At 66.6% G+C, this 26591-nt stretch carries 19 protein-coding genes and 1 tRNA gene; 6 read left to right on the forward strand and 14 right to left on the reverse strand.

Annotated features, from left to right (window positions below; genetic code table 11):
• The 3 genes from PS060_RS01495 (at position 1) to PS060_RS01505 (ending at position 5781) form a co-directional block, all read left to right on the forward strand.
• Positions 1 to 1563: an aldehyde dehydrogenase (NADP(+)) gene (locus PS060_RS01495; RefSeq protein ID WP_273984977.1), complete on the forward strand. Its 1563-nt coding sequence runs from the start codon at positions 1 to 3 to the stop codon at positions 1561 to 1563.
• Positions 1564 to 1731: 168 nt separating this feature from the next.
• Positions 1732 to 4002 carry a hypothetical protein gene (locus tag PS060_RS01500; protein WP_273984978.1) on the forward strand — a complete coding sequence of 757 codons (2271 nt, stop codon included), beginning with the start codon at positions 1732 to 1734 and terminating at the stop codon, positions 4000 to 4002.
• A 75-nt stretch (positions 4003 to 4077) separates the two neighbouring features.
• On the forward strand, positions 4078 to 5781 hold the full coding sequence (locus PS060_RS01505; RefSeq protein ID WP_273984979.1) for a RyR domain-containing protein: 1704 nt from the start codon (positions 4078 to 4080) through the stop codon (positions 5779 to 5781).
• Here the strand turns inward: PS060_RS01505 and PS060_RS01510 are convergent.
• The 3 genes from PS060_RS01510 to PS060_RS01520 form a co-directional block, all read right to left on the reverse strand.
• Positions 5768 to 6934 carry a tetratricopeptide repeat protein gene (locus PS060_RS01510; RefSeq protein ID WP_273984980.1) on the reverse strand — a complete coding sequence of 389 codons (1167 nt, stop codon included), beginning with the start codon at positions 6932 to 6934 and terminating at the stop codon, positions 5768 to 5770. The genes PS060_RS01505 and PS060_RS01510 overlap by 14 nt on opposite strands.
• Positions 6922 to 8115: a toll/interleukin-1 receptor domain-containing protein gene (locus PS060_RS01515; RefSeq protein WP_273984981.1), complete on the reverse strand. Its 1194-nt coding sequence runs from the start codon at positions 8113 to 8115 to the stop codon at positions 6922 to 6924. Before PS060_RS01515 ends, PS060_RS01510 begins: the two co-directional genes overlap by 13 nt.
• Positions 8116 to 8420: 305 nt before the next feature.
• Positions 8421 to 8497: transfer RNA gene (locus tag PS060_RS01520), tRNA-Arg, on the reverse strand.
• Positions 8498 to 8558: 61 nt separating this feature from the next.
• Here PS060_RS01520 and PS060_RS01525 point away from each other — a divergent pair.
• Positions 8559 to 9437: a queuosine precursor transporter gene (locus tag PS060_RS01525; RefSeq protein WP_273984982.1), complete on the forward strand. Its 879-nt coding sequence runs from the start codon at positions 8559 to 8561 to the stop codon at positions 9435 to 9437.
• A gap of 39 nt (positions 9438 to 9476) precedes the next feature.
• On the opposite strand, the gene PS060_RS01530 is transcribed toward PS060_RS01525, so the two are convergent.
• From PS060_RS01530 to PS060_RS01580, 11 genes are all read right to left on the reverse strand, one after another.
• Complete coding sequence (locus PS060_RS01530; protein WP_273984983.1) at positions 9477 to 11018, reverse strand: Ppx/GppA family phosphatase; 1542 nt, start codon at positions 11016 to 11018, stop codon at positions 9477 to 9479.
• Positions 11015 to 13219 (reverse strand): RNA degradosome polyphosphate kinase, encoded by a 2205-nt coding sequence (locus tag PS060_RS01535; protein ID WP_443112397.1) that lies wholly within the window; start codon positions 13217 to 13219, stop codon positions 11015 to 11017. Before PS060_RS01535 ends, PS060_RS01530 begins: the two co-directional genes overlap by 4 nt.
• A gap of 123 nt (positions 13220 to 13342) precedes the next feature.
• A complete protein-coding gene (virB11, locus tag PS060_RS01540) occupies positions 13343 to 14353 on the reverse strand; it encodes a P-type DNA transfer ATPase VirB11 (protein WP_273984984.1) in 1011 nt (336 codons plus the stop codon).
• 4 nt (positions 14354 to 14357) lie between these two features.
• Positions 14358 to 15497, reverse strand: coding sequence for a TrbI/VirB10 family protein (locus tag PS060_RS01545; protein WP_273984985.1), 1140 nt, complete (start codon positions 15495 to 15497; stop codon positions 14358 to 14360).
• Positions 15498 to 15549: 52 nt separating this feature from the next.
• A complete protein-coding gene (locus PS060_RS01550; RefSeq protein WP_273984986.1) occupies positions 15550 to 16365 on the reverse strand; it encodes a TrbG/VirB9 family P-type conjugative transfer protein in 816 nt (271 codons plus the stop codon).
• Positions 16362 to 17564 carry a type IV secretion system protein gene (locus PS060_RS01555; RefSeq protein ID WP_273984987.1) on the reverse strand — a complete coding sequence of 401 codons (1203 nt, stop codon included), beginning with the start codon at positions 17562 to 17564 and terminating at the stop codon, positions 16362 to 16364. The genes PS060_RS01550 and PS060_RS01555 overlap by 4 nt, the downstream gene beginning before the upstream one ends.
• On the reverse strand, positions 17561 to 19984 hold the full coding sequence (locus PS060_RS01560) for a VirB4 family type IV secretion/conjugal transfer ATPase (protein WP_273984988.1): 2424 nt from the start codon (positions 19982 to 19984) through the stop codon (positions 17561 to 17563). Before PS060_RS01560 ends, PS060_RS01555 begins: the two co-directional genes overlap by 4 nt.
• Positions 19974 to 20258 carry a type IV secretion system protein VirB3 gene (locus tag PS060_RS01565; RefSeq protein WP_264392494.1) on the reverse strand — a complete coding sequence of 95 codons (285 nt, stop codon included), beginning with the start codon at positions 20256 to 20258 and terminating at the stop codon, positions 19974 to 19976. Before PS060_RS01565 ends, PS060_RS01560 begins: the two co-directional genes overlap by 11 nt.
• Positions 20259 to 20262: 4 nt before the next feature.
• A complete protein-coding gene (locus PS060_RS01570; RefSeq protein ID WP_273984989.1) occupies positions 20263 to 20574 on the reverse strand; it encodes a TrbC/VirB2 family protein in 312 nt (103 codons plus the stop codon).
• A gap of 36 nt (positions 20575 to 20610) precedes the next feature.
• Entirely contained in the window at positions 20611 to 21225 is a 615-nt protein-coding gene (locus PS060_RS01575; protein WP_273984990.1) for a lytic transglycosylase domain-containing protein, read from the reverse strand.
• A 203-nt stretch (positions 21226 to 21428) separates the two neighbouring features.
• Positions 21429 to 21830 (reverse strand): tetratricopeptide repeat protein, encoded by a 402-nt coding sequence (locus PS060_RS01580; protein ID WP_273984991.1) that lies wholly within the window; start codon positions 21828 to 21830, stop codon positions 21429 to 21431.
• Between the two features lie 311 nt (positions 21831 to 22141).
• Here PS060_RS01580 and PS060_RS01585 point away from each other — a divergent pair, with 311 nt between their 5' ends.
• Together PS060_RS01585 and PS060_RS01590 are read left to right on the forward strand one after the other, a co-directional pair.
• Positions 22142 to 23707: a hypothetical protein gene (locus PS060_RS01585; RefSeq protein ID WP_273984992.1), complete on the forward strand. Its 1566-nt coding sequence runs from the start codon at positions 22142 to 22144 to the stop codon at positions 23705 to 23707.
• A 100-nt stretch (positions 23708 to 23807) separates the two neighbouring features.
• Positions 23808 to 26537 (forward strand): TonB-dependent receptor domain-containing protein, encoded by a 2730-nt coding sequence (locus PS060_RS01590; RefSeq protein WP_273984993.1) that lies wholly within the window; start codon positions 23808 to 23810, stop codon positions 26535 to 26537.
• The last annotated feature ends 54 nt before the right edge of the window (positions 26538 to 26591 follow it).

Raw genomic sequence — 26591 nt, forward strand, 5'->3', positions numbered from 1 at the left:
ATGTTGACGGGCAGAAACCTTGTGGCGGGCGCATGGCGCGATGGGGCCGCGCATTTCACCGCGGTCGAGGCGGCGAGCGGGGCGACGCTCGAACCGCCGTTTGCTCAGGCCAGCGGCGAGGACGTCGCGGACGCCTGCGCGGCAGCAGCGGCGGCGCAACCGGTCTATGCCGCCCTCCCCCTGTCAGAGCGCGCCGCCTTCCTGCGGCTGATGGCTGACAAGATCGACGCTCTGGGCGACAGCCTGACCCAGCGCGCCATGCTGGAAAGCGGCTTGCCCGAGGCGCGCCTCAATGGCGAGCGCGGTCGCACCGTGGGCCAGTTGCGCCTGTTCGCCGAAGAGGTCGAGAATGGAGCGTGGCAAGGCCTCAGGATCGACCACGCGCAACCAGACCGTGCGCCGCTGCCCAAGGCTGACCTCAGGATGCGCAAGATCCCCGTCGGCCCCGTGGCCGTGTTCGGCGCATCGAACTTCCCGCTGGCCTTCTCGGTCGCTGGCGGGGACACCGCCTCGGCGCTTGCGGCGGGATGCTGTGTGGTGGTCAAGGGCCACCCCGCGCACCCCGGCACCTCCGAGCTGGTCGCCGGCGCGATCCTCGAGAGCGTGCGTGAGGCGGGGCTGCCAGACGGCGTGTTCAGCCTGGTGAACGGCACTGACAATGCACTGGGCGAGGCCTTGGTGAAAGACCCGCGTATCGCCGCGGTCGGCTTTACCGGCTCGCGCGCTGGCGGCCTTGCCCTGATGGGCCATGCCGCCGCGCGCCCGGTGCCGATCCCGGTCTATGCCGAAATGAGCAGCGTCAATCCGGTGGTGCTGATGCCCACCCGCATGGCGGAAGCCGCCGAGGCGCTCGCGGCGGCCTATGTCGGCTCGCTGTCGCTGGGCGCCGGGCAGTTCTGCACCAATCCGGGTATTCTCCTGACCGTGAAGAGCGAAGCGACCGAACGCTTCATCGCGAAAGTGGGCGAGGCGCTCGCTGCGATCCCCGCGCAGACCATGCTGACACAGGGGATCAAGAGCGCCTTTGCCAAGGGCATCAATGCCATCGCCGATCACGGCGCGGCACTGGTGGGCACCGGGGCCGAGGGGGCGGCCCATTGCGCCCAGGCGCAGGTCTTCGCGGTCAGCGGGGCGGACTTCCGCGCCAACCCGGCATTGGGGCACGAAGTGTTCGGCCCCTCTTCGATCATCGTCACCTGCGCTGATCTCGAGGAAGTTGCCGCGATCCTTGCCGAGATGGAGGGCCAGCTCACCGCCACCCTCCACATGGCGCCCGCAGATTACGAGGCGGCACGCGCGCTGATCCCGATCCTTGAAAACCGTGCCGGACGGATCATTGCCAATGCCTGGCCGACCGGTGTCGAAGTGACCCACGCGATGGTGCACGGCGGGCCGTTTCCCGCGACCTCGGATGGACGCAGCACATCGGTGGGCACGCTGGCGATCGACCGCTTTTTGCGGCCCGTCAGCTATCAGGATATGCCCGCTGCGCTGCTGCCCAAGGGGCTCCTCGACGGGCCGAGCAGCGTGCTGCGGCGGGTCGATGGCGCTTGGCACACCTGAGCGCGACGACCCGTTAGCCACGGGTTGCCCACGACCCGGTGACACCGCACAATGCCTCGCACGCGAATCGTGCGGCCGCAGGGGGCGGGCGCGGCGTACGAGGGGCTTTGTGGTGAGGCAGCATCCTTGGGTCGGGTTCCGTGTGGCGCAAGTGCTGGGCGGCCGCCCATGAGCGCCTCCGATCATGCGCCGCTGCCGCCGCTGGTCTTTACAGTCGCGATTACCGGTCATCAGGATATCCCGGCAGGCGATCACCCGGCGCTGATCGCCGCGGTGGACAGCGTGCTGGCTGAGGTCGCCGGCACCCTGAAGGATGAGCAGGCCGACAGTCCGCTCGACCAACCGCGGGCCGTATCGCTGCGCTTCGTGTCGGCTCTCGCTCCGGGGGCCGACCAGATTGGCGCGCGCGCCGCGGTCCTGCCGGAACGCGCGGCGCAAGGGTGGCAGCTCGAAGCGATCCTGCCTTTTGCCATTCCCGTGGCGCAAGCGGCCGCGCGCGCCGCGCTCGACAAGCGCAATGCGGAACGGCAGGCGGGCAAGCAAACCGAACTCGCGCCCGACGAGATTGCGGGTGCGGTGGCAGGGATCGGTGAGCTGGCTGACAAAGCCGCGCGCGTGCTCGAACTGGCGGACTGGCAGCCGAGCGGGGTCAAGGTGGCCGACGATGCATGGCAATCGCGCCGCTTCGCCACCATCGGGCAGATGCTGGTGCGACGCGCTGATCTGATGATCGCGCTGTGGGACGGGCATCCCCCTCGCGGTCGCGGCGGGACGGCCGATGTCGTCACCGAAGCCTTGCAGAGCGGCGTGCCGGTGGTGTGGATTGTGCCCCGTGCACAAGGGGCCGTGCGCAGCCTGATGCCCGATCAGTGCCGCGACGCAGGCACCGCGAGCGATGTGGTGCGCGCCCTGCCCCTGGCGAGCGAGCGCAATGGCGATGAACCTGGCGATGCCGGGCCGGGGCTGGCTGTCGCTCATGCAGCCCGGCAGGTGATGCTGGGCCATTCCCCGGCCCGGGCCACTTGCATTGCGCGGTTCCTCGAGGAACGTCCCACCCGGCGCTGGAGCACCAGTGCGGCAGCCCGCATGGGCGAACCGCCGGTGCCGGGCGACACCTATCGTGCCTATGCGCTCATGCTCTACCTGATGCTGCGCTGGCCGCGCCGGGCGGTTCGGGCCCGATCGGCCGAGCAAGAGGCGGCCGGTGCCTCGCCCGTCCCGTTGCGGAGCTGGCCACTGCAAATCGCCCGGCGCGACAGGGGCGGTGACCGGGGGCTCGGCATCTGGCGCAGCGTGCTGCTTTACCCCTTCGGCTTCGGCATCGCGCGGGACACGCCGGGCACCGCCAATGCCGCGCCGCTGCTCGACCATGCCGAACACGCCGACGCGCTCGCCACCCGGCTGAGCAACCAGTACCGCTCGGCCTATGTATGGATCTTCATGCTCGCGCCGCTGGCCGTGACCTGCGCGGTGCTTTCCGCCTTTTTGCTGGAGTCTCCGCCGTGGGCAAAGCCGGCGCTGGTGATGCTTGAGCTCTACCTCGTCGGCACCGCCACCTATACCTATCTCAAGACCCGTGCCGATGATCCGGTCGGCCAGCCTGCGCGGCGGCGGGGACTTGCGCGGCTGTTCCCCCGATCACAGGACACCCACCAGCGCTGGATGGATGCACGCCTGATCGCCGAGAGCCAGCGCAGCGGGCAATTGCTCGCGTGGGTCGGTTTCTCGGGCCGTCGTCCGATCGAGGCGGCACCGGATGACGCGCACACCGCGCATGAGGGGCACCACGGCCCGCGCACAGTATGGGCGCCGCATTTTGCCAATGCCATCGCCGCTCTGCCCGAACTCCCCGGCGACGAGGAAGGCGGCAGCCGGCACGCGGCGATCACCCCGCCGCGGATTGCCGCGCTTGCCCGCGCCGCGCAGGCGGTGATCGACGATCAGCACGTCTATCACGACATCAACCACCAGCGGCTCGAAGCGCTCAATCATCGGCTCGACACCTTCAGCCTCCGGGCGATCCAGTGGGCCGCCGGTTTCAGTGTCGGGTTCATGGTGCTGTGGGCAGGCTACAAGCTGGGGCTGATTGCAGACCCTTCGCTGCTTTACACGCTCAAGAATGTGATCGGCTATGTTGCGGCCTTTTCGGGCGCGGTGCTGCCCGCCCTTGCCGCTGCGGCAGCCGGCATCCGCTTCCAGGGCGATTTCGAGCGCTTCGCGATGCGATCGAAAGATACCGCGACCGCGCTCAAGGCTCTGTCCCGCCGAGCCCGCCAGATCGAAGCGGTGGCAGAGGGCTGCAAGCAGCAAGCCTGCGCCGGCCAGCCTCCGCTGTTCGAGCCGCTTCTCGACGTGCTGCTCGATACCCAGGCCGTGCTCGACGAAGACCTCGCCGACTGGCGCTTTGCCTATGCCGCCCGGCCGATCGTACTGGGATAGGGCCGATGGGGCCGACGGCGGCGGTGATGGCGATGGATAACCGCGCCGCGATGCATTACCACTGAAAGCCGAACCATGACGACCGCACCCAACCGCGCTGCTCGCCTTGCCCGCTGGTGCGTCCGCAGCGCCTTTGCACCGCTGCGCTGGCCGCGGCTCGCGCTGATGGGCGGGTTGATCCTTGTGACGGCAGTCTGCGCGTGGTGGCACACCGCCGGATTGCACCGCGCAGCCGGCACGCCTTTGACGCTCTGGCAGGCGACCGATTACGCCTATGCGCCGTTCCTCTACCTTGTCCCGCAAGGCCTGCTCGCTCAGGTTGACACGCTGACCCTGCCGCAGGCCATCGCGCGGCTGACGGGGCCGCTGATCCCGCTCATCAGCCTGTTCTGGCTGATGCGCCAGCGGTTGCTGCTGTGGCTGGCGCGCTGGCTGGCAAGGCACCGGGCGCGCGGTCACAGCCTTGTCATCGGTGCCGACGCAAGCGCCGATGCGCTCGCACGCAATACCAGCATGGCGGGCGCTGTCGTTGTCCTCGTCGACCCGTCGCTCGATGCCGAGGATGATGACCGCTGGGCTATGCTTGCTGCAAGCGGCGTGATCGGAATGGCGCCGGAAGATGCCCTTGCCCGCCATGCCGGGGCGCTGGCCGTATGGCAGCCGAGCGAAGCCGACAACATCGCCGAGGCTATCCGCCTCAGAGCCTCGCCGGTCGCGCTCGACGTCGCCGAGATCAACCTCAGGGTCGAATCCGCCGCGCTCCAGCACGCGATGTTGCAATCGCCCGACCTGATGCTCGGCGCACGCCAGAGGTTGCGGCCTCACGCGCTGGGGGCCGCCGCAATTCGCGCGGCCCTCGCCGGACCGGGACTGGCCGAGCGCGCGTTGGCGCAGCGGCAGAGCCGGGTGACGTTGTGCCTGTGGGGGATGAGCGATGCGCTGGTATGGGCGGCCGAGATCGCGCTCAGGCAGTTCTGGTCGGCCCGGCTTGGCGCGCCGCGCATCCTGTGGGTGGGAAGCCCGGATGCCGTCACCCTGCCCGAACCGCTCCTCGGCCTCACCTGTCACGCGGCAGCGGCCTATGGCGCTGGCGCGGACGCCCCTGCTGCGCAGATGATCAGCCCCGAGGCCGCAATTGCCGATACGCAGGTCACCTGCCACCTTGTCGATTACGGGGAGGCAGACGAGACCGTAGCGCAGGCCTTCGTGCTCGCCGCGGCCTTGCGACAGGCGCACTCGGCGGTGCCGCCGGTGCAGGCGATCCTCGACACGGCGCGGGCGATCACCCCGCTCTTCGATACCGCCGCGCTCGCCTTTCTCCCGCCGATCACCCCCGGCGTGGGCATCACGCTCGAGGCGCTGTGCCAGCGCGAGGCTGACCGGGCGGCCGCTGAAATCCACCTCGCCTATGATCGCGAATTCGGCGGCGGCGGCACGGTGCCGGCCAGTGGGCGGTGGCAGGATCTTCCCGAGACCTACATCGCCGCCAACCGCGCGGCTGCCGATCACCGCGCAATCAAGCTGTGGGATGCCGCCACCAGCGGCCTTGCCGGCGAGGCACTCGTCGAAGCGCTGGCCGAGGCTGAACACAAGCGCTGGTGTGCCGAGCGGCTGCTGGCCGGCTGGGCGCCTGCCGGTGATGGCCCGCGCGACAATGACCGCCGCCTCCATCCCGATCTGCGGCCATGGGCCGAACTGGACGAGACCGCGCGCGAAAAGGACCGCGCCGCGGTGGCCTTCGCCTGCGCCGGAGCCAGAGACCGCGTCAGTCGAACTTAGCGCTGAGATCGTTCAGGTAACTGTTTTCCGGATCGAGCTGAAGTCCGGCGTCAACCAACCGCTGGGCGCGCACCGGGTCAGGCTCGACCCCCTCACGCCCCTCCTGCCAGATCCGCGCCGCATAATAGCAACCAAAAGCGATGCCATTGGACTGGCCAAAGGCACAGCTGCGCTCATACAGTGCGACGGCCGAATTGATGTTGCGGCCCACGCCCAGCCCGAATTCATAGGCTTTGGCATATTCGAGGCAGGCGTAGAGCCCGCCCCGGTCGCAGCCAAAGCGGGCAATGATCGCCGCGCGGGCGAAATCGCGCACCACCACGCCCTGCACGACATCGGGATACTTGAGATGATCGGCCACCGTCCCGCAGGCATCGGGGTAATTGTTGCTGCACGCCCGCACCATCAGCGCAAAGGCCCACAGATTGTTCTTGGGCGCGCGGCTGCCTTCTCGGAAGGCGTGCGCGAGCGCCGCACACGCCCCGCCCTCGCCCCGGTCGCACTTGTCGGCATAGGCGAAGTTGAAGCCTGACAGCCCAGAGCGCGGCACTGCACTGCTGGGCGGCGGAACCTTTTGGAAGAACAGCGGGCGCGTTTCCATTTCGCTGGCGTAAATGCGGGCGATCTTGGAGTTCTTGGTGCCATCGCAATGGCTCAGGAACAGCCGCATATTGTCGAGCGTGACGGTGAACTGGAGTTGCTGCCATTGCCCTTCACACTGGGCTTCGAGCACTTTCCGATTCTCATCATCAATCTTGATGCTCGCGTTGGCTACGTAGGCCTTCTGGTGATCGGGACATTCCCTGACAAAGTCACGCAGCGCAGAAACCGTGCCATCCGCCGTGGCCGCATCCCAGAGAGCATCGCAGCGCATCGCAACGGCCTGCACCAGGGCATCGTCGGCTTTGTTGTGCTCACTGCATTCGAAATAGAAGCTGGTCAGGGTCGTTATACTGGCGTCCTGCCGCGTGTCGCTCCACATCCGGTCACACCGGCTGGGCGGCCTTTCCTGGCGCGGTTTAGTCGCTGGGGATTTCTTCGGGGCGAGGGTGGAACAGGTTTTGGTGTTCTCGCAGTCCTCGGCCTGTGCCGAAGCCTGGGAAGGGGCCATCGCGGCCAGAACCGCCGCAAGGACAAGGATCAGGAAGCGCATTTGATCAGCTCCGCCCTGTTTTTTCTGTCTTTCTTGCCTTGCATCTCGACATTGCCGTTGAGAAGCCGCGTGTAAGTGTACCCGGAGGTCTCAAGCGTATTGCCGCGCGCGCTGACGATCGTATCACCGCCATTGCGACTTTCGTCAGCTGGAAACTCGAAAAAAAGCTGATCGTCCGCCATCCCGCGGCTCACGATGATGTCATGGCTGCACCACGTGACAGCCTCATTCTTGATCGCCCAGGTCCCGATCAGCCATGCGCCGGGCAATTCTTCGCTGGGCGTGCCGGCGACACCATAAGGCGTTTCGAGATCGTCCAGGGTCGGCGAACCTGTCGCTGGGACGGGATCGGCGGTGATCTGGACAACTGCCAGAATGATCGCGGCGGTCACAATGGTCATGGCCAACCCCAGAAAATTGTTGCGGTGGGTGTCGAAGTAGGCGCGCAGGCCCGCGAGGCGGTCGGCGCGCTGACGCTGCTTCTCGGCTCTGGCGGCTTGCTGCGCGGCGTGGCGCTGCCGCTGCTCTTCGCGCGCACGCTGCATTTCGGCCGCGCGCTCGGCTTCGAACCGCTCCGCTTCACGCAGCGCTGCCTGTTCGTCGAGCCGGATCTGCGCAAGCTCCTCTGCGGTCAACGCGCGGCGAACCTTGACTTTCAACAGTCGGGCGATCTCGCCTGACAAACGCACCAATGCCTTGCGGATCTGCTGAGGATCGTCATCCTCACGCAGCTTGCGAAAGTCGACGAATTGCAGCTTGCTCAGACAGGCAATCGTGGCCGGATCGAAAGGGTCGCTTTGGTCGGCATCAATATAGACGATCGGGAATATCCGGCGCTGCCCCTTGAGTTCGGGATAGGCTGCGTTGATCTGCGCCTCACGCTCCAGGAATTTCGCAACTTCCTTGCAGCAATACTCGCTCTCGACGAAAGCCGGGGTGATCAGCGGGATCAGAAAGGTCGATTGGGCGATTGCCTCGTCGATAGCGGTCTCCCACTCGGTGCCCGGAGGGATCGCCGCCACATCCTGCCAAAGCTGGACGCGGTCACGGCCATACATCTGCTGCAACTCGCTGGACAATTGCGCCCTCAGGCGGCTGAGGCGCCCATCCGATGCTTCGTCATCCTGCCGCGCATAGCTCCAGAAGCCGATCGGCTTGAGGCGTTCCCCCTGCTGGGTCATGGCGCACACGCCAAGCGCGTGCGGTTGTCCCCCGCACGATCTGCCCGCGAATAGGAGAGGAAAATGCCGGCCACCGATTCTGCCCCCGGAATCTGCTTGGGGGAAGGCTAACGGATTCGGCTAACGGAGCAAGGGATTATACGTGGCGCAATCCCCTCGGATGAAGGGGCGCGGCGCGCCCGGCAGGACTGTCCGCGTCGCTTTGCAACGCGTTCAACTCCGCAGCCTGTGGCTGCTCCGTTTCCGAACGAGGTTCGCTCCTTTGGGGCTCGCCAAATCGTCGTCCCCTTGTTGGGGGGACGATTTGGCGCGCCCGGCAGGACTCGAACCTGCTGCCTCAAGATTAGAAGTCTCGCGCTCTATCCAGATGAGCTACGGGCGCGCGCCGGGTGCGTCATTAGCGCGCTTTGCGCTTGGCGCAAATCACGCTAACCCTCGCCGCGATGGAAAACACCGCGCCCGCCGATCCCGCTGCCGCCTTTGATCGTGACCCGACCGACGGGATCATCGCCACCAGCAAGCCGCCCGTCACCTTCCGCTATTACGATCTGGTGATGGCCGCCTTCGTCGCCATCTTGCTGCTGTCGAACATCATCGGCGCGGCCAAGCTGACCTTTGTCGATGTGCCATTCTGGCCCGAAGGCTGGTGGCCCGCGCCCGACGGCGTGTTCATCTATGGCGCGGGAATTCTGTTCTTCCCGCTGGGCTACGTGATCGGCGACGTGCTGACCGAGATTTACGGCTTTGCCAGGGCGCGGCGGGTGATCTGGGTGGGGACGGCGGCGATGCTGTTCCTTGCCTTCATGTCCTATGTCGTCACCGCTCTGCCCCCGTTCGGCGGGTGGGAATGCGCCGCCAGCGGCTTTGGCGGGGAGCGTCCGCCGACCACCACCGCCGATCCGGCGATCCCCGGCGGGGCGATCTGCCAGATGACCTATGACAGCGTATTCGGCAGCACCTGGCGCATCGTGGTCGCCTCGATCACCGCCTTCTGGGCGGGCGAGTTCGTCAATTCCTTCGTGATGGCCAAGATGAAGGTCTGGACCAAGGGCCGCGCCCTGTGGACGCGCACCATCGGATCGACCTTTGTGGGACAGGGCGTCGACAGCCTGATTTTCTACCCCGTCGCCTTCTACGGCATCTGGACGACCGAGGCGGTGCTGACTGTCATGGTCACCAACTGGGCGCTCAAGGTCGTGTGGGAAGCGGTGCTGACGCCGGTCACCTATGTCGTCGTGAACCGGCTGAAGGCGGCAGAAGGCGTCGACCTGTTCGACATCGATACCGACTTCTCGCCCTTTGGGAGCGAGAAGCAGGCGTAAGGGCAGGCCGCCAGATGACGGCCGCACTGCCCTGTCCACTTACATCACGATTTCATCGACGATCTCGACCCGCCAGGGCAGCCCCAACCGGCCGGCGAGCAGCTTCATGTCCTTTTCGGTCGGCTGACCGAACAGCGCCGCATGGCTGGTGGCAAGGCGCAGCACCAGGCCGGTATCGTCGATCGCCAGCTGGCTGACTTCGAGCGAGCGCAATGATTGCCCCCCCAGCCGCCGCGCGAGCCGGAGCGCCAGACCCCAGCGCACCGCCTCCTCCAGCGCTTCGGGCGAGGCCAGTGCGCGCACCTCTGCGGGGAGGGTCAGCTGGTTGCCATTGGCCGCAATCGCCGCCGCCAGCATCGCCCGACCCTTGCCGTCGATCCCGACCCAGCGCTTGTGCAGCGCCCAGTTGATGGCTTGCGGCAGACGGATGTTGGGCTCGATCTGCATCCCCGCGAGCGCGAGCATGGTCGCCGCCATCCGCAGCCGTTCCGAACCGTGCTCGCGCGCAGGCGCAGCATCGAGCGTCCATGCGGCCATGCGGGTTGCCAGCGTCGGCTCGGCAGCGCGCTGGCTCGCAAAGGTGGCGACACCGGCAAGCAGCGGGTCTTGCAACCGGGTGTGTTCAGGCAGGCGGTCATAGAGCAGCCCTTCGCGCAGACCCCAGCTGGAAAACACCACCTGTTCGGGCGCCAGCCGCGCCAGCAGCGCTTGCAGCAGCACGGCGGCATCGGGCAGCTTTTCGGCGCGCATCGAGGATATGCGCTCGCGTCCCTTGAGCGCCTCGCTCTCGCTGGCGGCAAGCGCTACGGCGAGATCCTGCGCAGCCGCGGCATCAATCGCAAAGCCATGCGGATCGCTCAGCGGCCAGCCGCGCAGCGCCATGGCGTAGACCGCCATCGCCCGCCACGTGCCGCCGACAAGATAAAGCGCGCCGTTGCTGGCCGCGGGCGTTGCCGACAAGTCCCAGCCCCCCTTGCGGATCGCCTTGTCGAGCGACTTCCGCATCTCGGTGTTGGCCGTCTTGGGGTTCTTGCCCCGGTGATCGGGCAAGCGCAGCGTGCCCAGCGGCAGCGAGCTGGCGCTGTCGGTGCGACCATTGGCGACGCGCACCAGCTCAAGGCTCCCGCCGCCCAGATCGGCCACGATCCCGCGCGCATCCGGGAAGGCACCGATCACGCCATGCGCGGACAGGAGGGCTTCCTCCTCGCCCGAGATCACCCGCGGGTTGAGGCCGATGGCGCGCAATTGGGCAACGAAGTCCGGCCCGTTGGCAGCGTCGCGCACTGCGGCGGTGGCGACGGTTTCGATATCCTTGATCCCGAGATCGGCGAGCAGCAGCGCAAAGCGCTTCAGCCCCCTGAGCGCCAGTGCCATCGCCTCGTCCGCCAGCCTGCCGGTCGCGGCAATCTCGCGGCCGAGCTTGGCGGTGACCTTCTCGTTCAGCACCACGGTGGGTGCACGCATCGTGCCGCCATAGACGACAAGGCGCACGGTGTTGGAGCCAATGTCGATGATCGCGCGCTCGGCGCTGGTGTGGCCAAGCCCGCTGCTGCGCGCCTCGCGGCGCCATTTCCAGATCATGCCACCGCCCCCCGGCGCAAGCTGAGTTTGGGCACCGCGCCCGCCTCGAGCGCCCCGCCCCGTCCGGACAGCGAGGGGTTGGTCATAAAATAGCGGTGGCAATTGAAGGGCTTCGCGCCCGGCTCAAGCTCAACCCGCGAATAGCTGCCATCCGGATGCGCCCACCAGCTCTGTTCGGTATCAAGCATATTGGCGAGCAGCACCTGCTGGAGCACCTGATCGTGCACCGTGCGGTTCAATATCGGAATCAACGTTTCCACCCGGCGATCGAGATTGCGGCTCATCATGTCGGCAGACGCGATGAACACCGACGCATGGGCAGATGGCATGGGGTGGCCATTGGCGAAGGCATAGATGCGGCTGTGTTCGAGAAAGCGGCCGATCACCGACTTCACGCGGATATTCTCCGAAAGCCCCGCAATGCCGGGCCTCAGGCAGCAGATGCCGCGCACCACCAGTTCGATCTGCACGCCGGCATTGCTGGCGGCGTAGAGCCGGTCGATCACGCCTTCATCGGTCAGCTGGTTGCACTTGAGCCAGATCGCAGCCGGCTTTCCGGCCTGCGCATGGGCGATCTCGGTATCGATCCGGGCATAGATTTCCTGCCGCAAATCAATCGGCGCAATGTGCATCCGTTCGAGCGCGTGGGGTTCGACATAGCCGGTGATGAAGTTGAACATCTTGGCGATATCGCGCCCCAGCTTGGGATCGGCGGTGAAGAAGCTGAGGTCGGTATACACCCGCGCGGTGACGGGGTGGTAATTGCCGGTGCCGAGGTGGCAATAGGTGCGGAAGCTGCCGTCGGCCTCGCGCCGCACCACCATCGCGACCTTGGCGTGGGTCTTCCAGTCGGTGAAGCCATAGATCACCTGCACCCCTGCGCGTTCGAGCTTGCTCGCCCACTTGAGGTTCTGTTCCTCGTCGAAGCGGGCCTTGAGTTCGACCACGGCGGTCACCGATTTGCCCGCCTCGGCCGCCTCGATCAGCGCATTGATCACCGCCGACTGGCTGCCCGCGCGGTAGAGCGTCTGCTTGATTGCCACCACATCCGGGTCGGCGGCCGCCTGCCGCAGGAAATCGACCACCACCTCGAAGCTTTCATAGGGGTGGTGAATGATGATGTCCTTCTCGCGGATCGCCGAGAAGGCATCGCCGTCATGTTCGCGGATGCGTTCGGGAAAGCGCGGGGAATAGGCGTCGAACTTCAGGTCGGGCCGGTCTTCGGCGACGATCTCAGCAAGGCCGTCGATGCCGATCATGCCATCGGTCTTGATCAGCGCGGCCTCGTTGATGCCCAGCTGTTCGAGCAGCAGGGCTTCGGCGGCGGGATCGAAATCCTCCTCGATTTCGAGCTGGATCACCTGCCCCCTGCGGCGGCGCTGGATCGCGCTGCGGAAGGTGCGAACGAGGTCTTCGGCCTCTTCCTCGATTTCGATGTCGCTGTCGCGCAGCACCCGGAACAACCCGTCGCCTTGGATCGTGAAGCCGGGGAACAGCGCCTCGGCATAGCGCTGGATCAGCCGCGCGATCGAGATATAGAGCGCCCCGCTCTCGCCCGTCACCGCATCGGGCACCCGCACGAAGCGCGGCAGCGCGCTCGGGATCAGCACCATTTCGATCAGCTGTTCGCGGGTCGCATCGCGGGTCAGGGTGAACAGCAGGCCCATGCCCTCGTTCTGGACGAAGGGGAACGGGTGGGCCGGATCGAGCGCCTGCGGCGTGATGATCGGCAGGATTTCGGTGAGGAAGTAGTCCTTCAGCCACTTGTGCGCCGCCGGGCTGACGCGCTGTTCGTCGGCGATATGGATGCCGGCCTCGGCGAGCCCCGTCTGCACCGTGCGCCAGATCGCCTGCTGGCGCTGCGAAAGCTCGGCGAGCTTTTCGCGGATCGCGGCGAGTTGCTGGCTGGGGCTGCGTCCGTCGATGGAAGGCGTCGCGAGGCCGCGCTGCACCTGCCCGACAAGGCCCGCGACGCGGATCATCATGAATTCATCGAGATTGCTGCCCGAAATCGACAGGAACCGCAGCCGTTCCAGCAGCGGGTAGGCAAGGTTGTCGGCCTCGGCCAGCACCCGCTGGTTGAACTGGAGCCACGAAAGCTCGCGATTGAAATAGGGCGATTCGTCCGGTCCAAGCTCAGCCAGCGGCATCTGCCCGGCGCTGGCTGACGCCTCGTTGCTCCCCATCGGTGACGTACTCATCGCTTTCCCGTTCTGCCATGCGTCGCCGGTCTGCGAGCGCGTGTGCACAGCGCATCTGTTCGCTTGCGCGAGCGGTGTAAATCAGGAAGCGCTGCTTGTCACACCAATGTCAGGCACGCCGTCTCACACCAGACTGCGGCTCTCCGCAATGCTGGTGATCCCGCGCTTGCCATTGGCATCGCGCCCCAGTTGCACGATCACGTCGATCACGCTTGCGGCGTAAGCGATGGTGTCCTGCCGGGTGAGGCCGATCCCGGTCTGCATCACCATCAGCGCCAATTGCTCCAGCGCGCCGCGCAGGGAGTTGGCGTGGATGGTCGAGAAGCTGCCGGGATGCCCGGTGTTGATCGCGCGCAGGAAGCTGACACTCTCGGCCCCGCGCAATTCGCCCAGCACGATGCGGTCGGGACGCAGGCGCAGAGCAGCCTGGAGCAGTTCGTTGGCGGTAACCTTGGCCTCGCCCAACTCGCCCTTCACCGCCACGAGGCCCACCGCATTGGCGCCGGGGAACTTCAGCTCAGGCGTATCCTCGACCAGCACCACGCGCTCTTCGGGCGGGATTTCGCCGAGCATGGCGTTGAGGAACGTCGTCTTGCCAGTGCTGGTGCCGCCCGAGATCAGGATCGTGCGTCGTGCCCGGATCGCGGCACGCAGATAGGCGATGGGCTGGGTCTGCGGATCGGGCAGGTCGAATAGCATTTCGCCCGCCAGCGGCCCGGTGTCATAGGCATCCAGAGGCAGATCGAGCCGGCGGTGGCGGCGGATCGCCATCACCCAATGCCGCCTCGCAGCCGGCGGTCCGCAGAACTGCACGCGCGCGCCATCCGGCAGGGTCGCGCCGAGCAGGGGATGCTCGCGGTTGATCCCCTGATGGCTGACGCGGGCAACCTGTTCAGCCAGACGCTGCACCAGCCTATCGTCGATCTCGGGGGTCTCGATCCGCTGCATCCCGGGGCTGGCGGCATCCTCGATCCACACCTCGCCCGGACGGTTGACCATGATCTCGGTTACGGTGTCCCGGTCGAGCCAGCGGCGGAAGGGCGCGAGATAGGCGTCGAGATAGACGCTGCGTTCGGAGGACAGCGGCACAGCGCTCCCCTCCCCTTCCCCCAGCCGGTGGATATCCGCGCTCATGGGGTCAGTTGCCGACCTTGCTGAAATCGAGATCGCGCGCGACGAAGATCTTGATCGGCTCGCCCATCGGCACGCGGATCGTGGGGCTGATCTGCCCTTGCGATTGCACCGCCGAATTGGCCGCACCCTGCGCCCCGGTGCCGAGGATCAACCCGCCCACGCCCCCGGTCGCCACCGCGCTGAGACCGCCGACGACCGACAAGAGCAGGCCCGATCCGAAGCGCTTGAGGAAGTGGCTGTTGACGTCACCCTCCAGCCCCGTCGTCCCATCGAAGCCCACCGCAGGCGAGGCGATGTTGACCGACACGCCATCGGGCCGGATCAGCCGCGTCCAGATCACATAGGCGCGGCGCTGGCCCTGCTCGACCCCGGCCTGATACTGCCCGATCAGGCGCGAGGAGCGCGGGATCAGCACACGCTTGCCGTCGAAGCTCTTGACGTCCTGACTCACCACCGCGCGGACATAACCGGGCACGTCGGTGTTGATGGCGGTTTCGAGCACCGCGGGGATCAGCGTGCCCTCGGTCACGGTGGTCGAGGGCGCAGTCATCGGGCGGGCCTGCGCGGGCGCGCCGCCCACGCCGCCAACGCGGCTGGCAAAGGCCGAGGCGCTGCCGCCGGTCGCCGCATCGCTCGCCGTGCCCGCCGCCGGTGCGCCCACCGGCGCTTCTGCCACGCGCAGGCTGCGGCCCGTGCTGTTGTCGAACACGAGGCTCGGCGAGGCATAGGGGTTGGCCGCGGGCACCGGCATCATGTTCGGATTGGCCGCATAGACCGGCGCGGGCGCGGGATCGGGCTGGAGCACCACCGGCGCGCCGTTCGGCTGCGCTTGCCCTGGCACAGCGGCAGGCTGCACGGGCGCGGCAGCAACAGCAGCAGGCGGGGTCACGGCGGGATTGCCGATCCCCTGCGGATCAGGCGTGCGCGCAGAATTCATCGCCCAAAAGGTCACCGCCCCCAGCAGGCCGACAATCGCCACCCCGGCGGCAAGCCCCAGCCCGTCACCCTTGGCCTTGCGGTCGGTAACAGCGGGGAAGGCCGCACGGCTGGCAAGGTCGATGATTTCGGCGGATTCGCGGGTGCGCGGATCGACGCTCTCGCCGCCCTCGCCCTTCTTCGGCGGCAAACGCATGGCCAGACGCATCAGATGCTCTCCTTGGCGGTAATCGTGGTGGCGAGGGGCGCAATTGTCATCATCACGACCCCTTCTTGCCCTTCTTGCGCGGGGCACTCAATTCGGCCTGCCGGGCCGAGCCGCGCGCCGGGCCGAGATTGGTGAGCGATGCCGTATCGCGGCCCGATCGCAGGATGATGCGCTGCGGCACCCCATCAACCACGACGGTCTCGCCGCGCACGGTGAAGTTGACTGGCCCTTCCTCGCCCTCGTCATTGGTGATGAGGATCGCCGGGATCGCCGTGCCCGAAGGCCATGCCAGAAACACGCCCGCGCCATCGTCGAACACACGGGTGGGCAGCAGGGCGGGCGTGCCTGCACTGGCCCATGCAAAGTTGAGTTCGGCCGGGTCGGTCACGCCCGCAGATGTATCGGCGGCAGCGACCGCGACCGGATCAGCCGCCGCCCGCGCAGCCTCGGCCTCAGCCTCGGCAATGGCGGCAAGGCGCGCTTCCTCGGCAGCCTTTTCCAGCTCGGGATAGCGGAACTGGAGGACGTAAAGCGCGCCATTCTTCGGGCTCGCCACCAGATCGAACAGATAGGTGCGCTTGTCCGTCACCACAGTCATGTTGGTGCGCGCGGCCGGCTCCAGCGGCTTGATGAACAGGATCGTCTGCGCCTTGTTGGGCTGCACCTGCCAGGCCATCGAATCCCCGATCGCGACATTCTCGATCACTTCGTCGGGCGCGAACTTGATCGTGGTCTGCACCTTCACCTTGCCCTCGACCGTGACCACGGCGTTTTCGTCATAGACAAGCGTCTGCAAGCGGTTGTCCTGCGCGGCGAGCGGCGCGGCGAGGCTGAGAGCGAGCGCGGCGAGCAGCACGGCGCGGGTCATTGGTAGGTCTCCGGAGGGGGGGCTTTGGGGGCAGGGGCAGGCTTGGTGGTCGATGCGGTGCGGAAGCGGTTACCGATCCCGCGGGTGCGCGATGTGCCCGCGTTGAGCAGCGCGGCTTGCCCGCCGCCTGGATCGCCCGTTGCAAAGACACGGGTCTCGCGCGGGGCGCTGCCTTGCGGCCCGGTATCATTGGCGACCACCACGCTGGGCGGCGTGGCCATGACCGCTCTGGCAGCGGCAAGGCCGGTTGCAGGCGGAGCGACATTGACATTGCGCGGCGCGGTGCCGACCGGCTGCGGCACCGGCACGGGGCGCGGGCCATCATCGGTGCGGGCGCGCTCTCTGGAGGGGACGAGGCCGAACACCGTCCAGCCCGACACCATCGTGCCCGCCACCTTGAGCGCCATCAGCATCAGCGCCAGATGCACCGCACCGATCAGGAAGAACGCCATTGCCGCCTGCTGGTCGATCTTGCCCGGCACCGCCACCAGCGCGGCCAGCACCGGCACTGCCATCTCCAGCATGATCGTGCCCCCCAGCACTGCAAACAGCGGGGCGAGCGCCATCATCGTCAGCCCCTTGAGCCAGCCAGTGAACAGCCCGCGTGTGCCTTCGAACAGCGCCAGCACCACGAAGATCGGCCCCACTGCCAGCAGCAGCGCCAGTGCGATGCGCGCCGTCACCAGCAGGCCGACCGTGCCCAAGAGCAGCAGCATCGCCCCCAGCCACATCATGCCGGGCGGCGAGAACGCGCTGATATCCTTGGTATCCCCGCTCGCCTGTTGAACCGCGAGGAACACCACGTCGAGCTTCTGCGCGAACACGGCGGTCGCGCTCTCCCCGCCCGATCCGGTGAGGTAGCCCGCAATCTCGTCCGGCCCGCCGACGAAGATGTTGTAGAAGATCGTCGAGAAGGCGACGTAGGAGGTGGCGAAAGTCAGCACCAGCCCCAGCGTCATCATCTTCGGGATCAGCGCGCGCACACCGAGGTTCGACCGGCCCAGCATCAGCGAAATGCCGAAGCCTGCGACATAGAGCCCCAGCACGATGGTCAGCGCGAGCGCGAGCTGCCCCTCGGTGCCGAACAGGCGGTTGAAGGCCTGCTCGCTCATGGTGCTGGCGATGCAATCGACCGCGGTAAGCGCCGAGGAAACCCCGGTGCCCATCGCCTGCGCGGCAAGGTCGCAGGCCGTGCTCATTCGGCGGCCTGCCACATGGGATCGTCTTCAGCCTGCGCGCCATCCGGCCACGCCCTGCCGGTGAGCGCCGGGAACCATGCGGCAGGCGCATCGCCCACCGCCTCGCGCAGCAGATCGAGGCGGCGCACCGCGCTTTCGCGGCCCGACAGGATGGTGAGCACCTCGGGCGCACCCGACAGGTCGAGGCGGACGACAACGCTCGCATCGGGCTGGCGCACGAGGAAGCAGCGCGAATGCGCCGGAAGCGAGCGGATCAGCGCGAATTCATGCGCGGTGAGGCCGAAGCCGTCGCAGTAATCCTCAGGGCGAGCGCGGCTGTTGGGCATGAACACCATGGTCGCGGTCTGTTCGACCAGCGCGGTGGAGATGCGGCTGTCGAGCGCGTCGCGCGCGGACTGGGTGGCGAAGCCGACCAGCGCGTTGCGCTTGCGCAGCGTCTTCAGCCAGTCGCGGATGCGCGCGGCGAAGACCTCGTCGTCCAGCGCCTTCCAGCCTTCATCGATCAGGATCATGGTCGGCTGCCCGTCCAGCCGCTCGTCGATGCGGTGGAACAGGTACATCATCGTCGGCGTGCGCAGGCGCGGGTTTTCGAGCAGCGCGGTCATGTCGAAGCCGAGCACCCGCTCGCCCAGGTCGAGCCGGTCGCGCTCGTTATCGAACAGCCAGCTGTGCTCGCCCTCCGCGATCCACGCCGCCAGCCGGTCAGCCAAGTCGCCGGGCTGCGGGCGGCGGGTGCCCGAGAGCAGCTCCTTGAAGTGCCGCAGACGCCGCAGCGCGGGGTCGTTGGCATAGGTCGCATCGACCGCCGCCGAGATGGTCGAAAACTCCTCCGGCCCATCGGCCTTCAGCAGTACGGCGAGCCAGTCGCGCAGGAAGGCGCGGTTGGCGGGGGTATCGGGCAGCGAGAGCGGGTTGAAACCGGTCGGATCGCCCGGCGCAATGCGGCTGTAGCGCCCGCCGATCCCGCGAATGAACAGCTCCGCCCCGCGATCCTTGTCGAACAGGATGGTGCGCGGTTTGAACTTCTGGGCTTGGGCGGCGAGGAAGTTCATCACCACGGTCTTGCCCGAGCCCGACGGCCCGATGACCGAGAAATTGCCGAGATCGCCGTGGTGGAAGTTGAAGAAGAACGGCGTGGCGCTGGTCGTTTCCAGCAGCGTCACGGCATCGCCCCAGTGGTTGCCGGACGCCTGCCCCAGCGCAAAGCCGTGGAAGCTCCCGAAGCCCGCCATGTTGGCCGAGGAGATCAGCGCGCGGCGCACGATATACTCCTCGTTGCCGGGGAACTGCGCCCAGAAGGCAGGTTCGAGATTGGTGTCCTCGCGCACCGCGATCGCGCCCGTATCGGCCAGCGCCGCCGCGCAGGCGGCCATCGCGTCGTCGAGCCGCGGCAGGGTGCTTTCGCGCACCAGCACGGTCAGATGATGGTCGCCAAAGCCGACCGCCCCGTTACCCAGCGCATCGCGCGCGGCGAGCATGTCGGCGCGCTCGGCGGCGGCTTCTTCATCGACCGAGCGCGAACGGCGCAGGGCAAGGTCGATCCGTTCCTTGGCGGTGGTGCGCTCGTTGGGCGCGTAGCTTTCGGTGACGACCATCTCGAACGGCAGGCGCAACAGGTTGTCGAGCAGGCCGGGCGAGGTCGCCTCGGGATAGTCCTTGAGGCCGAGGATCGCGGCGAAATCAGGCGCGGCTGACCCGCGCAGCTCCATCGCATCAAGCCCGAAGGAAGCACGGCGATAGGGGAGCATGTGGCCGATATCGGTGTCTTCGGACGGACGGCGCACCGGGCGCATTTCGCCGTTATACAGCGCGGAGAGCAGCTCGAGCATCTCCGAATTGGTGCCGCTGGAGCCGGGGGCCTGATAGTCCCCCAGCACCGCCGCGCCGTAGTTCTGCAAGCTCGCGACGATGCCGGTGATCGCGGCCTTGAGGCTGCGCAGATCCTTCGGGTCTGCCTCAAGCTCGTCAGCCCCGGCGCGGCTGAACATCTTGGAAAGCCGCTCGGGCAGCCCCGTCTTGCCGCGCGCGGGGCGGCGGATCAGGGTGACGAACTGGTCGTTGATGAACAGCGATCCGCCCGCCAGCCGCTGCTTCCAGCGCGCGTCGATATGGCGGCTGAGGGGATCGGGGAATTCCGCATCCAGCTCCACCTCTACCCGGCGGCGGATGACGTGGTGATACATCACGAAGCGCGCATCGAGCGTGCTGCGCAGCATCACCTCGCGCGTGGCGGCGTGGGAGTTGAGGGCATCGCTGTCCTCGGTCTCGAACAAGAGGCCGGGCACCTGGATCGCGCTCATCACCGAGCCATCGCGCAGCAGCACAGTGTTCTCGTCAATCAGCCGGGCATAGGGCAGGCGGTCGCCGACCTTGGCTTCCTTCGCGCTCCACGCGGCAGCGCCGATCCATTTACGGGGCATAGGAATTGCACCCCCAACGCTTGAAATTGGGCACCCGCGGGCACTTGGAAACCTTGGTGATCCACAGGTCGAAAATGCGCGGTTCGCGCAGCGACGCGAAATAGCCGATCACGTGCATCACCGCCGGAACCGGCAGGATCCACCAGCTCTTGAGGATCAGGAAAGCGATCGTCGTCACCATCAGGTTGATGATGAAAAAATTCATCGTCACGCCGGCGAACATCTGCGGGCGGGTCAGCGCGCGGTGGACGGGGTGGCGGACGAGGTCGCTCATGAGTCTAGCCCGCCGCCGACTGGATACCGGCGACAATCGTGGTCGCGCCGAACAGGATGAACACGCCGATGATGACGGTCGCGCCGAAGCGCCAGTTCATCCGGCCGGTGAGCATCATGAAGCCGATTGCGGCGACCGCCATGACAGCGATGGTCGTGGCGACCGTGCCCAGCAACGTGCCTTGCAGCCACAGCAGCGCATTGTTGATCGGGCCGGAGCCCGCCGGATCGGCGGCTTGGGCATAGGCAGCCGAATGGGCAGAAACCAGCGCAAGCGCGGCAGCAAGACGGGCAGGCAGAGAAAAAAGCGACGTCATTGTTCAGATCAAGCTTTCAAGTGGCGCGTGCAAAGGTCACTGCCCCGCGACGCGCGAATGGTTGGCAAGCCGCCCCATGATGGCGGCAACATATTGCTTTGTCTCTTGGATATTGGGGATGCCCCCAGCCCGTTCGACCCGGCCCGGCCCGGCATTATAGGCCGCCAGCGCCTTTTCCAGATCGCCCTCGAACCGGTCGAGCTGTTCACGCAGGTACCGCGCCCCGCCTTCGAGATTGGCGAAAGGATCGTTGGGATCGACTCCGAGATAACGCGCCGTCCCCGGCATCAACTGCGCCAACCCCTGCGCCCCCACGGGCGAGCGCGCATTCTCGTTCCAGCGGCTTTCCTGCCACACCAGCGCTTCAAGCAGGCTCGGCGAGAGGTCGAAGCGCGCCGAAAGCTCGGCGATCTTGGCCTGATAGCGCAGCGGAATCACCGAAGCCGACTGGTTGGGATAGGCGACCGCGTGTTCGGGCAAGGCAACCTCGGCGTCGAAATCGGTCAGCGCGGCAGGGGTGACAGCCGGATCGGCGACGGCCGGCGGTTGCTGCGCCAGCGGCCCTGCCACCCAGCGCGCGCCATCTGCCCCCAGTTCGAGCACATCGGCCCGCGCCTGGGTCGCCCCCCCGATAGCAAGCGCAACAATCATGACGCGGCAAGCCGCGGCGAGAATCATGTCTCGGCCCTCCAGAATGTCCCCCTTTGTCTATCCTATATGACGGGCAAGTGACACCCTCGCGAAACGGGCTGAGATGCGCGCCGAAACCAGACAGCAAATCGGGCGGGCGCACGGTCTGTGCGGCCCACCCGATCTCACCCGAAACTTGCCCCAAGTCCGGGTTTGGCAGCGTCTCAGTCGCGCAGCGTCAGCTGTTCTGCCCGCGCCGGCGCAGCCCGGAACTCACCGCGCGCCAGCATCTTGAGCGCCTTGCGCCCCAGCCGCCGCGAATCGGTGAACTCGCCATCGGCGGTTTCAAGCTCGACCACATCGTCACAGGCCACGGCCGCTTCGAAGGCCGCGCGCGCCTTGGTATCTTCGCCCGCCTGCGCATAGGCGATGCCGAGATTGATCAGCACGGCTGCATCCTGCGGGTCGGCAGCGCTCGCCTTCTGCAATGTCGCCAAGGCCTGATCGGATTGGCCCGCCACGAGCGGTGCGGCGGCAAGCTCGGGCGCTTCGGCCAGAAGAGCCACGGGAGCACCGGCCTGCGGGGTCGCGACAAACAGCGCGAGAGCAATAGCGGTAAACGACATCGGCAAAGCCTCCTCCAAGAACGTGTCGGATGATGACCCAGCCCCGGCACCGATGCAACAATTCCGTAACATTGTAATTTTTCTGTAATCTAGAAGATTATCAGACTGTAATTGCTGTCTTTATTTGTGACATCGCGCCATGGGAGCGCGCCAGCCGCTTTGTCATATTTGTCTTTCTTCGGTCATAATCACCGGACTGCAACATCACTGTAATGCTGCAAGAATTCTGACACGCCGCAACCCTAGCGCCCCCTCAGCGCACAACGTCACGCGCCCACTTCGATTCTCGGCTCTTGAGGGGACCATCGCTCGTGAAAAACATTCATCGCACTCTGATTCTGGGTTGCAGCCTGGTTGCTCTGGCCGGTTGCGGCGCGGATGAAATCGTCTCGCCGGGCACTGGCGGCGACATCATCATCAACAACCCGACACCCACCCCGACCCCGACCCCCACGCCGACCCCGACCCAGGCACTGGTGACCCCGGCTGCCGGCTGCCCGACCATCACCACCGCAGGCGGCCTGATCGACAACGGCACCCTCGGCGGCCCGACCGGCACCTACCGGGTGTGCGAACTGCCCGCGCGCTTCACCTCGAGCGACACCCTCCCCTACATCCGCGGCTTGATCTACCAGATCGATGGCCGCGTCGAAGTGGGCGCGGATCGCGGCTTTGCCAGCACCGGGACCACTGTCACCCTGACGATCGAACCGGGCGTGATCCTGTTCGCGCAGCAGGATTCCTACCTCGTCGTGAACCGCGGCAACGCGATCCAGTCGAACGGCACCGCCGATCGCCCGATCATCTGGACCAGCCGCGACAACATCATCGGGGTCGCCAACGACAACAGCCAGCAGCAGTGGGGCGGCGTCGTGCTGCTCGGCCGTGCGCCGATCTCCGACTGCTCGACCGGCGTGTTCAACACCACCGCCAACCCGACCGCCAACCCGACCTGCGAAGGCCGTCTCGAAGGCGCGGCGGTCGCAACCCCGTTCGGCGGCGCGAATGCGGCCGACACCTCCGGCTCGTTCCGGTTCAACCAGATCCGCTTCTCGGGCTTCGAACTGGCGCCCAACAACGAACTCCAGTCGCTGACCACCGGCGGCGCGGGTTCGGGGACGGTGATCGAGAACCTCGTCTCGTTCAACAGCTCGGATGACGGCGTCGAATTCTTCGGTGGCGGGTTCAACGCCCGCAACTTCGCGATCATCGGCGCATCGGACGATTCGCTCGACGTCGACACCGGCGCGATCGTCAACCTCGACACCGTGATCGCGGTGCAGCGTTCGACCACGGGTGACCGCGCGATCGAACTCGATTCGCCCAACGTGGCTGACCGCACGCCCTCCACCGCGCTTCCCCAGACCCGCTTCCAGGTGAACAACTTCACCTTCGCCATGCGCGACGGTGCGCCGCAGGTGATCCAGGCGCGCGGCGGTGCGGCGCTCGGCCTCACCAACGGCGTGATCAATGCCGGCACCAACCACTGCTTCCAGATCGACGAAGCCCCGACGCTGGCGGCGATCATCGGCGTGGATTCGGTGGTCGGCGATTGCCCGGCGGTCGATCCGATCCGCGGCGGCGGCGGCAACACCAATGCCGATGTGGCAGCCCGCATCAATGGCGGCACCAACAACAACTTCGCCTTCGCCATCACGCTCACCAGCAATGTGATCAACGGCGCGGGCGAGACGGGGCGCACCGCCTTCAACGCCAACACCCGGTCGACCTTCTTCCCGACCCGCACCTTCATCGGCGCGATCCAGAACAGCGCGGCCTTGACCAGCATCTTCGGCAACTGGACGTGCAACTCGACGATCCAGAACTTCGGCAGCGCCACCGGTTCCTGCACGTCGCTCCCGGTCTATCCGGCCTAAGCGGCGATCTTGGCACCTCAGGGGGGAGACGCTGCTTCATCGCCGCGCCTCCCCCCTCTTTCACATTCCGACTGACCATTTCTTGAGGGGGTCCTCACCTATGCCCTACGGCAAGCGCCTGGCAGGCCTGCTGCTTCTCACCACCGCGCTGACTGTGCCGTCGGTGCTCCACGCGCAGGAAACGCCGCCCGAGGAGACCGAGGCGCAGCCTGTCGAGGCCTCGCCCGCGGACGCGCCCGAAGGCGAGCCGCCCGCCGAAGAGCTGCAGGAGACCGACATCTCGCTGCCCGGCGGTGGGATCATCGTCACCGGCCGCCGCAGCCGCGATCCGGCGCGCACCTCGGGCCAGGTATTGAGCGTTCTGTCGGAAGCCGACATCGCCCGCACCGGGGAAGGCGACATCGCCGGCGCCCTCGCCCGCGTCAGCGGCCTCTCGCTGGTGGGCAATGGCCGCGTCTTCGTGCGGGGCTTGGGCGATCGCTATTCGCTTGCCCTCCTCAACGGCCTGCCGCTCCCCAGCCCCGAACCGCTGAGCCGCGTCGTCCCGCTCGACATCTTCCCGACCAGCGTGATCGCCTCGTCGCTGGTGCAGAAGACCTATTCGGCCAACTTCCCGGGTGAATTCGGCGGCGGGGTGATCAACCTCACCACCAAGGCGATCCCGACCGAGACCTTCCTCACTGTCGGCTTCACCGGCAGCGGCGATACCGAGACGACCTTCGAGAACGGCCTTACCTATTTCGGGTCGGACTGGGATATGTTCGGCTTCGACAACGGCAACCGCGATTTCCCCACGGTTTTGCAGGACGCGATCGCCAGCGGGACGCGGATCAACGACCTCACCGCCGCGCAGCAGCGCCAGCTGGCCGGACAGATCATGCCGCTCAACCTGGTGACGCTCCAGAAGAACGATCACCTGCCGATCAATTTTGCCGCGAACATCACCGGGGGCACCTCCTTCGAAGTGGGTGACGGCAACTACCTCGGCATCATCGCGACCGCCGGGATCACCAACACCTGGCGCAACCGTTCGGTCATCAGCCAGCAGTTCGGCGATGCGCAGGCGGGGCAGATCCTGTTCGATTCGAAGAATTTCATCACCGACAACAAGGTGCTGGTGAACGGGCTGATCGGGCTCGGGCTCGACATCGGCGAGCACACCATCCGCTGGACCAACCTCTACATCCGCGACACGCTCAAGACCGCGCGTCTCGCCACCGGCACCGACGCCTTCACCGACGTCGCGCGCCCGTTCGATTTCCAGACCCAGCAGACCGGCTGGTTCGAACGCCAGCTGATGGATTCGCAGATCGTCGCCGAATTCAACTTCGATGCCTTCGAGCTCGACCTGCGCGGCGGCTATGCCCGCACCGACCGCGAGGCGCCCTATAACGCCATCGTCCCCTATATCCGCACCAACATCCCCGGCGATCCCTTCGGCGACAAGTTCGTGGTCGATGTCGGCGCGCTGGTGGGCGGCACCGAGCGGATTCAGGTGGGCTTCGAAGACCTCACCGAAGAGCTGTGGTACGGCGGCGCGGACGTGACCTTCGATGTTACCGACACGCTCTCGCTGACGGCAGGCTATGCCTATTCGGACACCACCCGGCGCTCATTGAGCTTCATCATCCGCCCGCTGATCGGCTCCTCGGCCGAATTCACCACGCTGCTGCGCGCGCTCGGCCTGCGTCAGCCGGGGTTGATCATCAACGGCGCGACGCTGGCGACCGATGCCAATGGCAACGGCTTCTTCAACGTCACCGTCTCCGACCCCACCCCCTTCCCGGTGTTCGACGCGGCGCTGACCGTGCACGCGGGCTATGGTCTGGCGCGCTACCGCCCGACCGACCGCCTCAGCATCGAGGCGGGCGTGCGTTACGAAGACGGGCTTCAGGTCGCCGCCCCCGATCTCACCTTCGGCGGCGGCAACCTTGCCAACCCGACCCGCATCGCCAACGACTATTTCCTGCCCTCGGCAACGATCACCTGGGAAGCGATCGACGATCTGCAGCTGCGCCTCTCGGCCTCACAGACCATCGCCCGCCCGCAGTTCCGCGAGCTGGTGGAGCAGACCTATTTCGATCCGGAATCGAACCGCCGTTTCCGCGGCAACCCGTTCCTGCAGGACAGCGAGCTGATCAACGTCGAAGCGCGCGCCGAATATTACCTCGGCGGGCCCAAGAAGGTGAGCCTTGCGGGCTTCTTCAAGAAGATCGACAACCCGATCGAAAACTTCCTGATCACCGCGCCGGGCATCATCGAGACGAGCTACGCCAACGCCCCTACCGCCGAACTCTACGGGGTGGAGCTGGATGGGTCATACGGTATCGATCTGGCGGATTGGGGCGGCTTCTTCGAGACCAAGCAGTTCCTGATCATCGCCAACTACACCTACACCCAGTCGGAAATCAGCGTTGGTGCGACCGATCTGGCCCCGATCCCCGGCGCAACCGGGCAGCTCGCCAGCCAGCTGTTCGACGACGGCGCGCCGCTGGTCGGCCAGTCGGACCACGTCGCCAACCTCTCGCTCGGGATCGAGGATCTCGACAAGGTGCAGCAGTTCACCGTGCTGCTGAACTACGCGAGCGAGCGCGTGACCCTGCGCGGCGGGGCGCTGCCCGATGTGGTGGAAGACCCGGGCCTGACCGTCGACATCGTCGCGCGGTCGGAAGTGAAGCTGGGCGGGTTGCCGCTCGAACTGAGCTTCGAGGCGCGCAACATCTTCGGGCGCGACAATTTCGAGTTCCAGGAAGTGAACGGCAACCGCGCCGAACTCAACACCTTCCAGGTCGGCACCAGCTTCGCCTTCGGGGTGAAGGCGGAGTTCTGATCAGCTGTCTCCCACAGTCACAACCTGAGAAGGCCGCCCCTCACCGGGCGGCCT

Origin of the sequence: Erythrobacter sp. BLCC-B19 (assembly GCF_028621955.1) — a bacterium.
Lineage (GTDB): Bacteria > Pseudomonadota > Alphaproteobacteria > Sphingomonadales > Sphingomonadaceae > Erythrobacter.

What these genes read in the sequence shown, in the direction of transcription:
- PS060_RS01535 (WP_443112397.1), bottom strand. Translation starts at nt 13,219, where the DNA reads ATGAGTACGTCACCGATGGGGAGCAACGAGGCGTCAGCCAGCGCCGGG.
- PS060_RS01555 (WP_273984987.1), bottom strand. Translation starts at nt 17,564, where the DNA reads ATGAGCACGGCCTGCGACCTTGCCGCGCAGGCGATGGGCACCGGGGTT.
- PS060_RS01530 (WP_273984983.1), bottom strand. Translation starts at nt 11,018, where the DNA reads ATGATCTGGAAATGGCGCCGCGAGGCGCGCAGCAGCGGGCTTGGCCAC.
- PS060_RS01550 (WP_273984986.1), bottom strand. Translation starts at nt 16,365, where the DNA reads ATGACCCGCGCCGTGCTGCTCGCCGCGCTCGCTCTCAGCCTCGCCGCG.
- PS060_RS01590 (WP_273984993.1), top strand. Translation starts at nt 23,808, where the DNA reads ATGCCCTACGGCAAGCGCCTGGCAGGCCTGCTGCTTCTCACCACCGCG.
- PS060_RS01510 (WP_273984980.1), bottom strand. Translation starts at nt 6,934, where the DNA reads ATGCGCTTCCTGATCCTTGTCCTTGCGGCGGTTCTGGCCGCGATGGCC.
- PS060_RS01525 (WP_273984982.1), top strand. Translation starts at nt 8,559, where the DNA reads ATGGAAAACACCGCGCCCGCCGATCCCGCTGCCGCCTTTGATCGTGAC.
- PS060_RS01560 (WP_273984988.1), bottom strand. Translation starts at nt 19,984, where the DNA reads ATGCCCCGTAAATGGATCGGCGCTGCCGCGTGGAGCGCGAAGGAAGCC.
- PS060_RS01495 (WP_273984977.1), top strand. Translation starts at nt 1, where the DNA reads ATGTTGACGGGCAGAAACCTTGTGGCGGGCGCATGGCGCGATGGGGCC.
- PS060_RS01580 (WP_273984991.1), bottom strand. Translation starts at nt 21,830, where the DNA reads ATGTCGTTTACCGCTATTGCTCTCGCGCTGTTTGTCGCGACCCCGCAG.
- PS060_RS01545 (WP_273984985.1), bottom strand. Translation starts at nt 15,497, where the DNA reads ATGCGTCTGGCCATGCGTTTGCCGCCGAAGAAGGGCGAGGGCGGCGAG.
- PS060_RS01505 (WP_273984979.1), top strand. Translation starts at nt 4,078, where the DNA reads ATGACGACCGCACCCAACCGCGCTGCTCGCCTTGCCCGCTGGTGCGTC.
- PS060_RS01565 (WP_264392494.1), bottom strand. Translation starts at nt 20,258, where the DNA reads ATGAGCGACCTCGTCCGCCACCCCGTCCACCGCGCGCTGACCCGCCCG.
- PS060_RS01575 (WP_273984990.1), bottom strand. Translation starts at nt 21,225, where the DNA reads ATGATTGTTGCGCTTGCTATCGGGGGGGCGACCCAGGCGCGGGCCGAT.
- PS060_RS01500 (WP_273984978.1), top strand. Translation starts at nt 1,732, where the DNA reads ATGAGCGCCTCCGATCATGCGCCGCTGCCGCCGCTGGTCTTTACAGTC.
- PS060_RS01515 (WP_273984981.1), bottom strand. Translation starts at nt 8,115, where the DNA reads ATGACCCAGCAGGGGGAACGCCTCAAGCCGATCGGCTTCTGGAGCTAT.
- PS060_RS01570 (WP_273984989.1), bottom strand. Translation starts at nt 20,574, where the DNA reads ATGACGTCGCTTTTTTCTCTGCCTGCCCGTCTTGCTGCCGCGCTTGCG.
- virB11 (WP_273984984.1), bottom strand. Translation starts at nt 14,353, where the DNA reads ATGAGCGCGGATATCCACCGGCTGGGGGAAGGGGAGGGGAGCGCTGTG.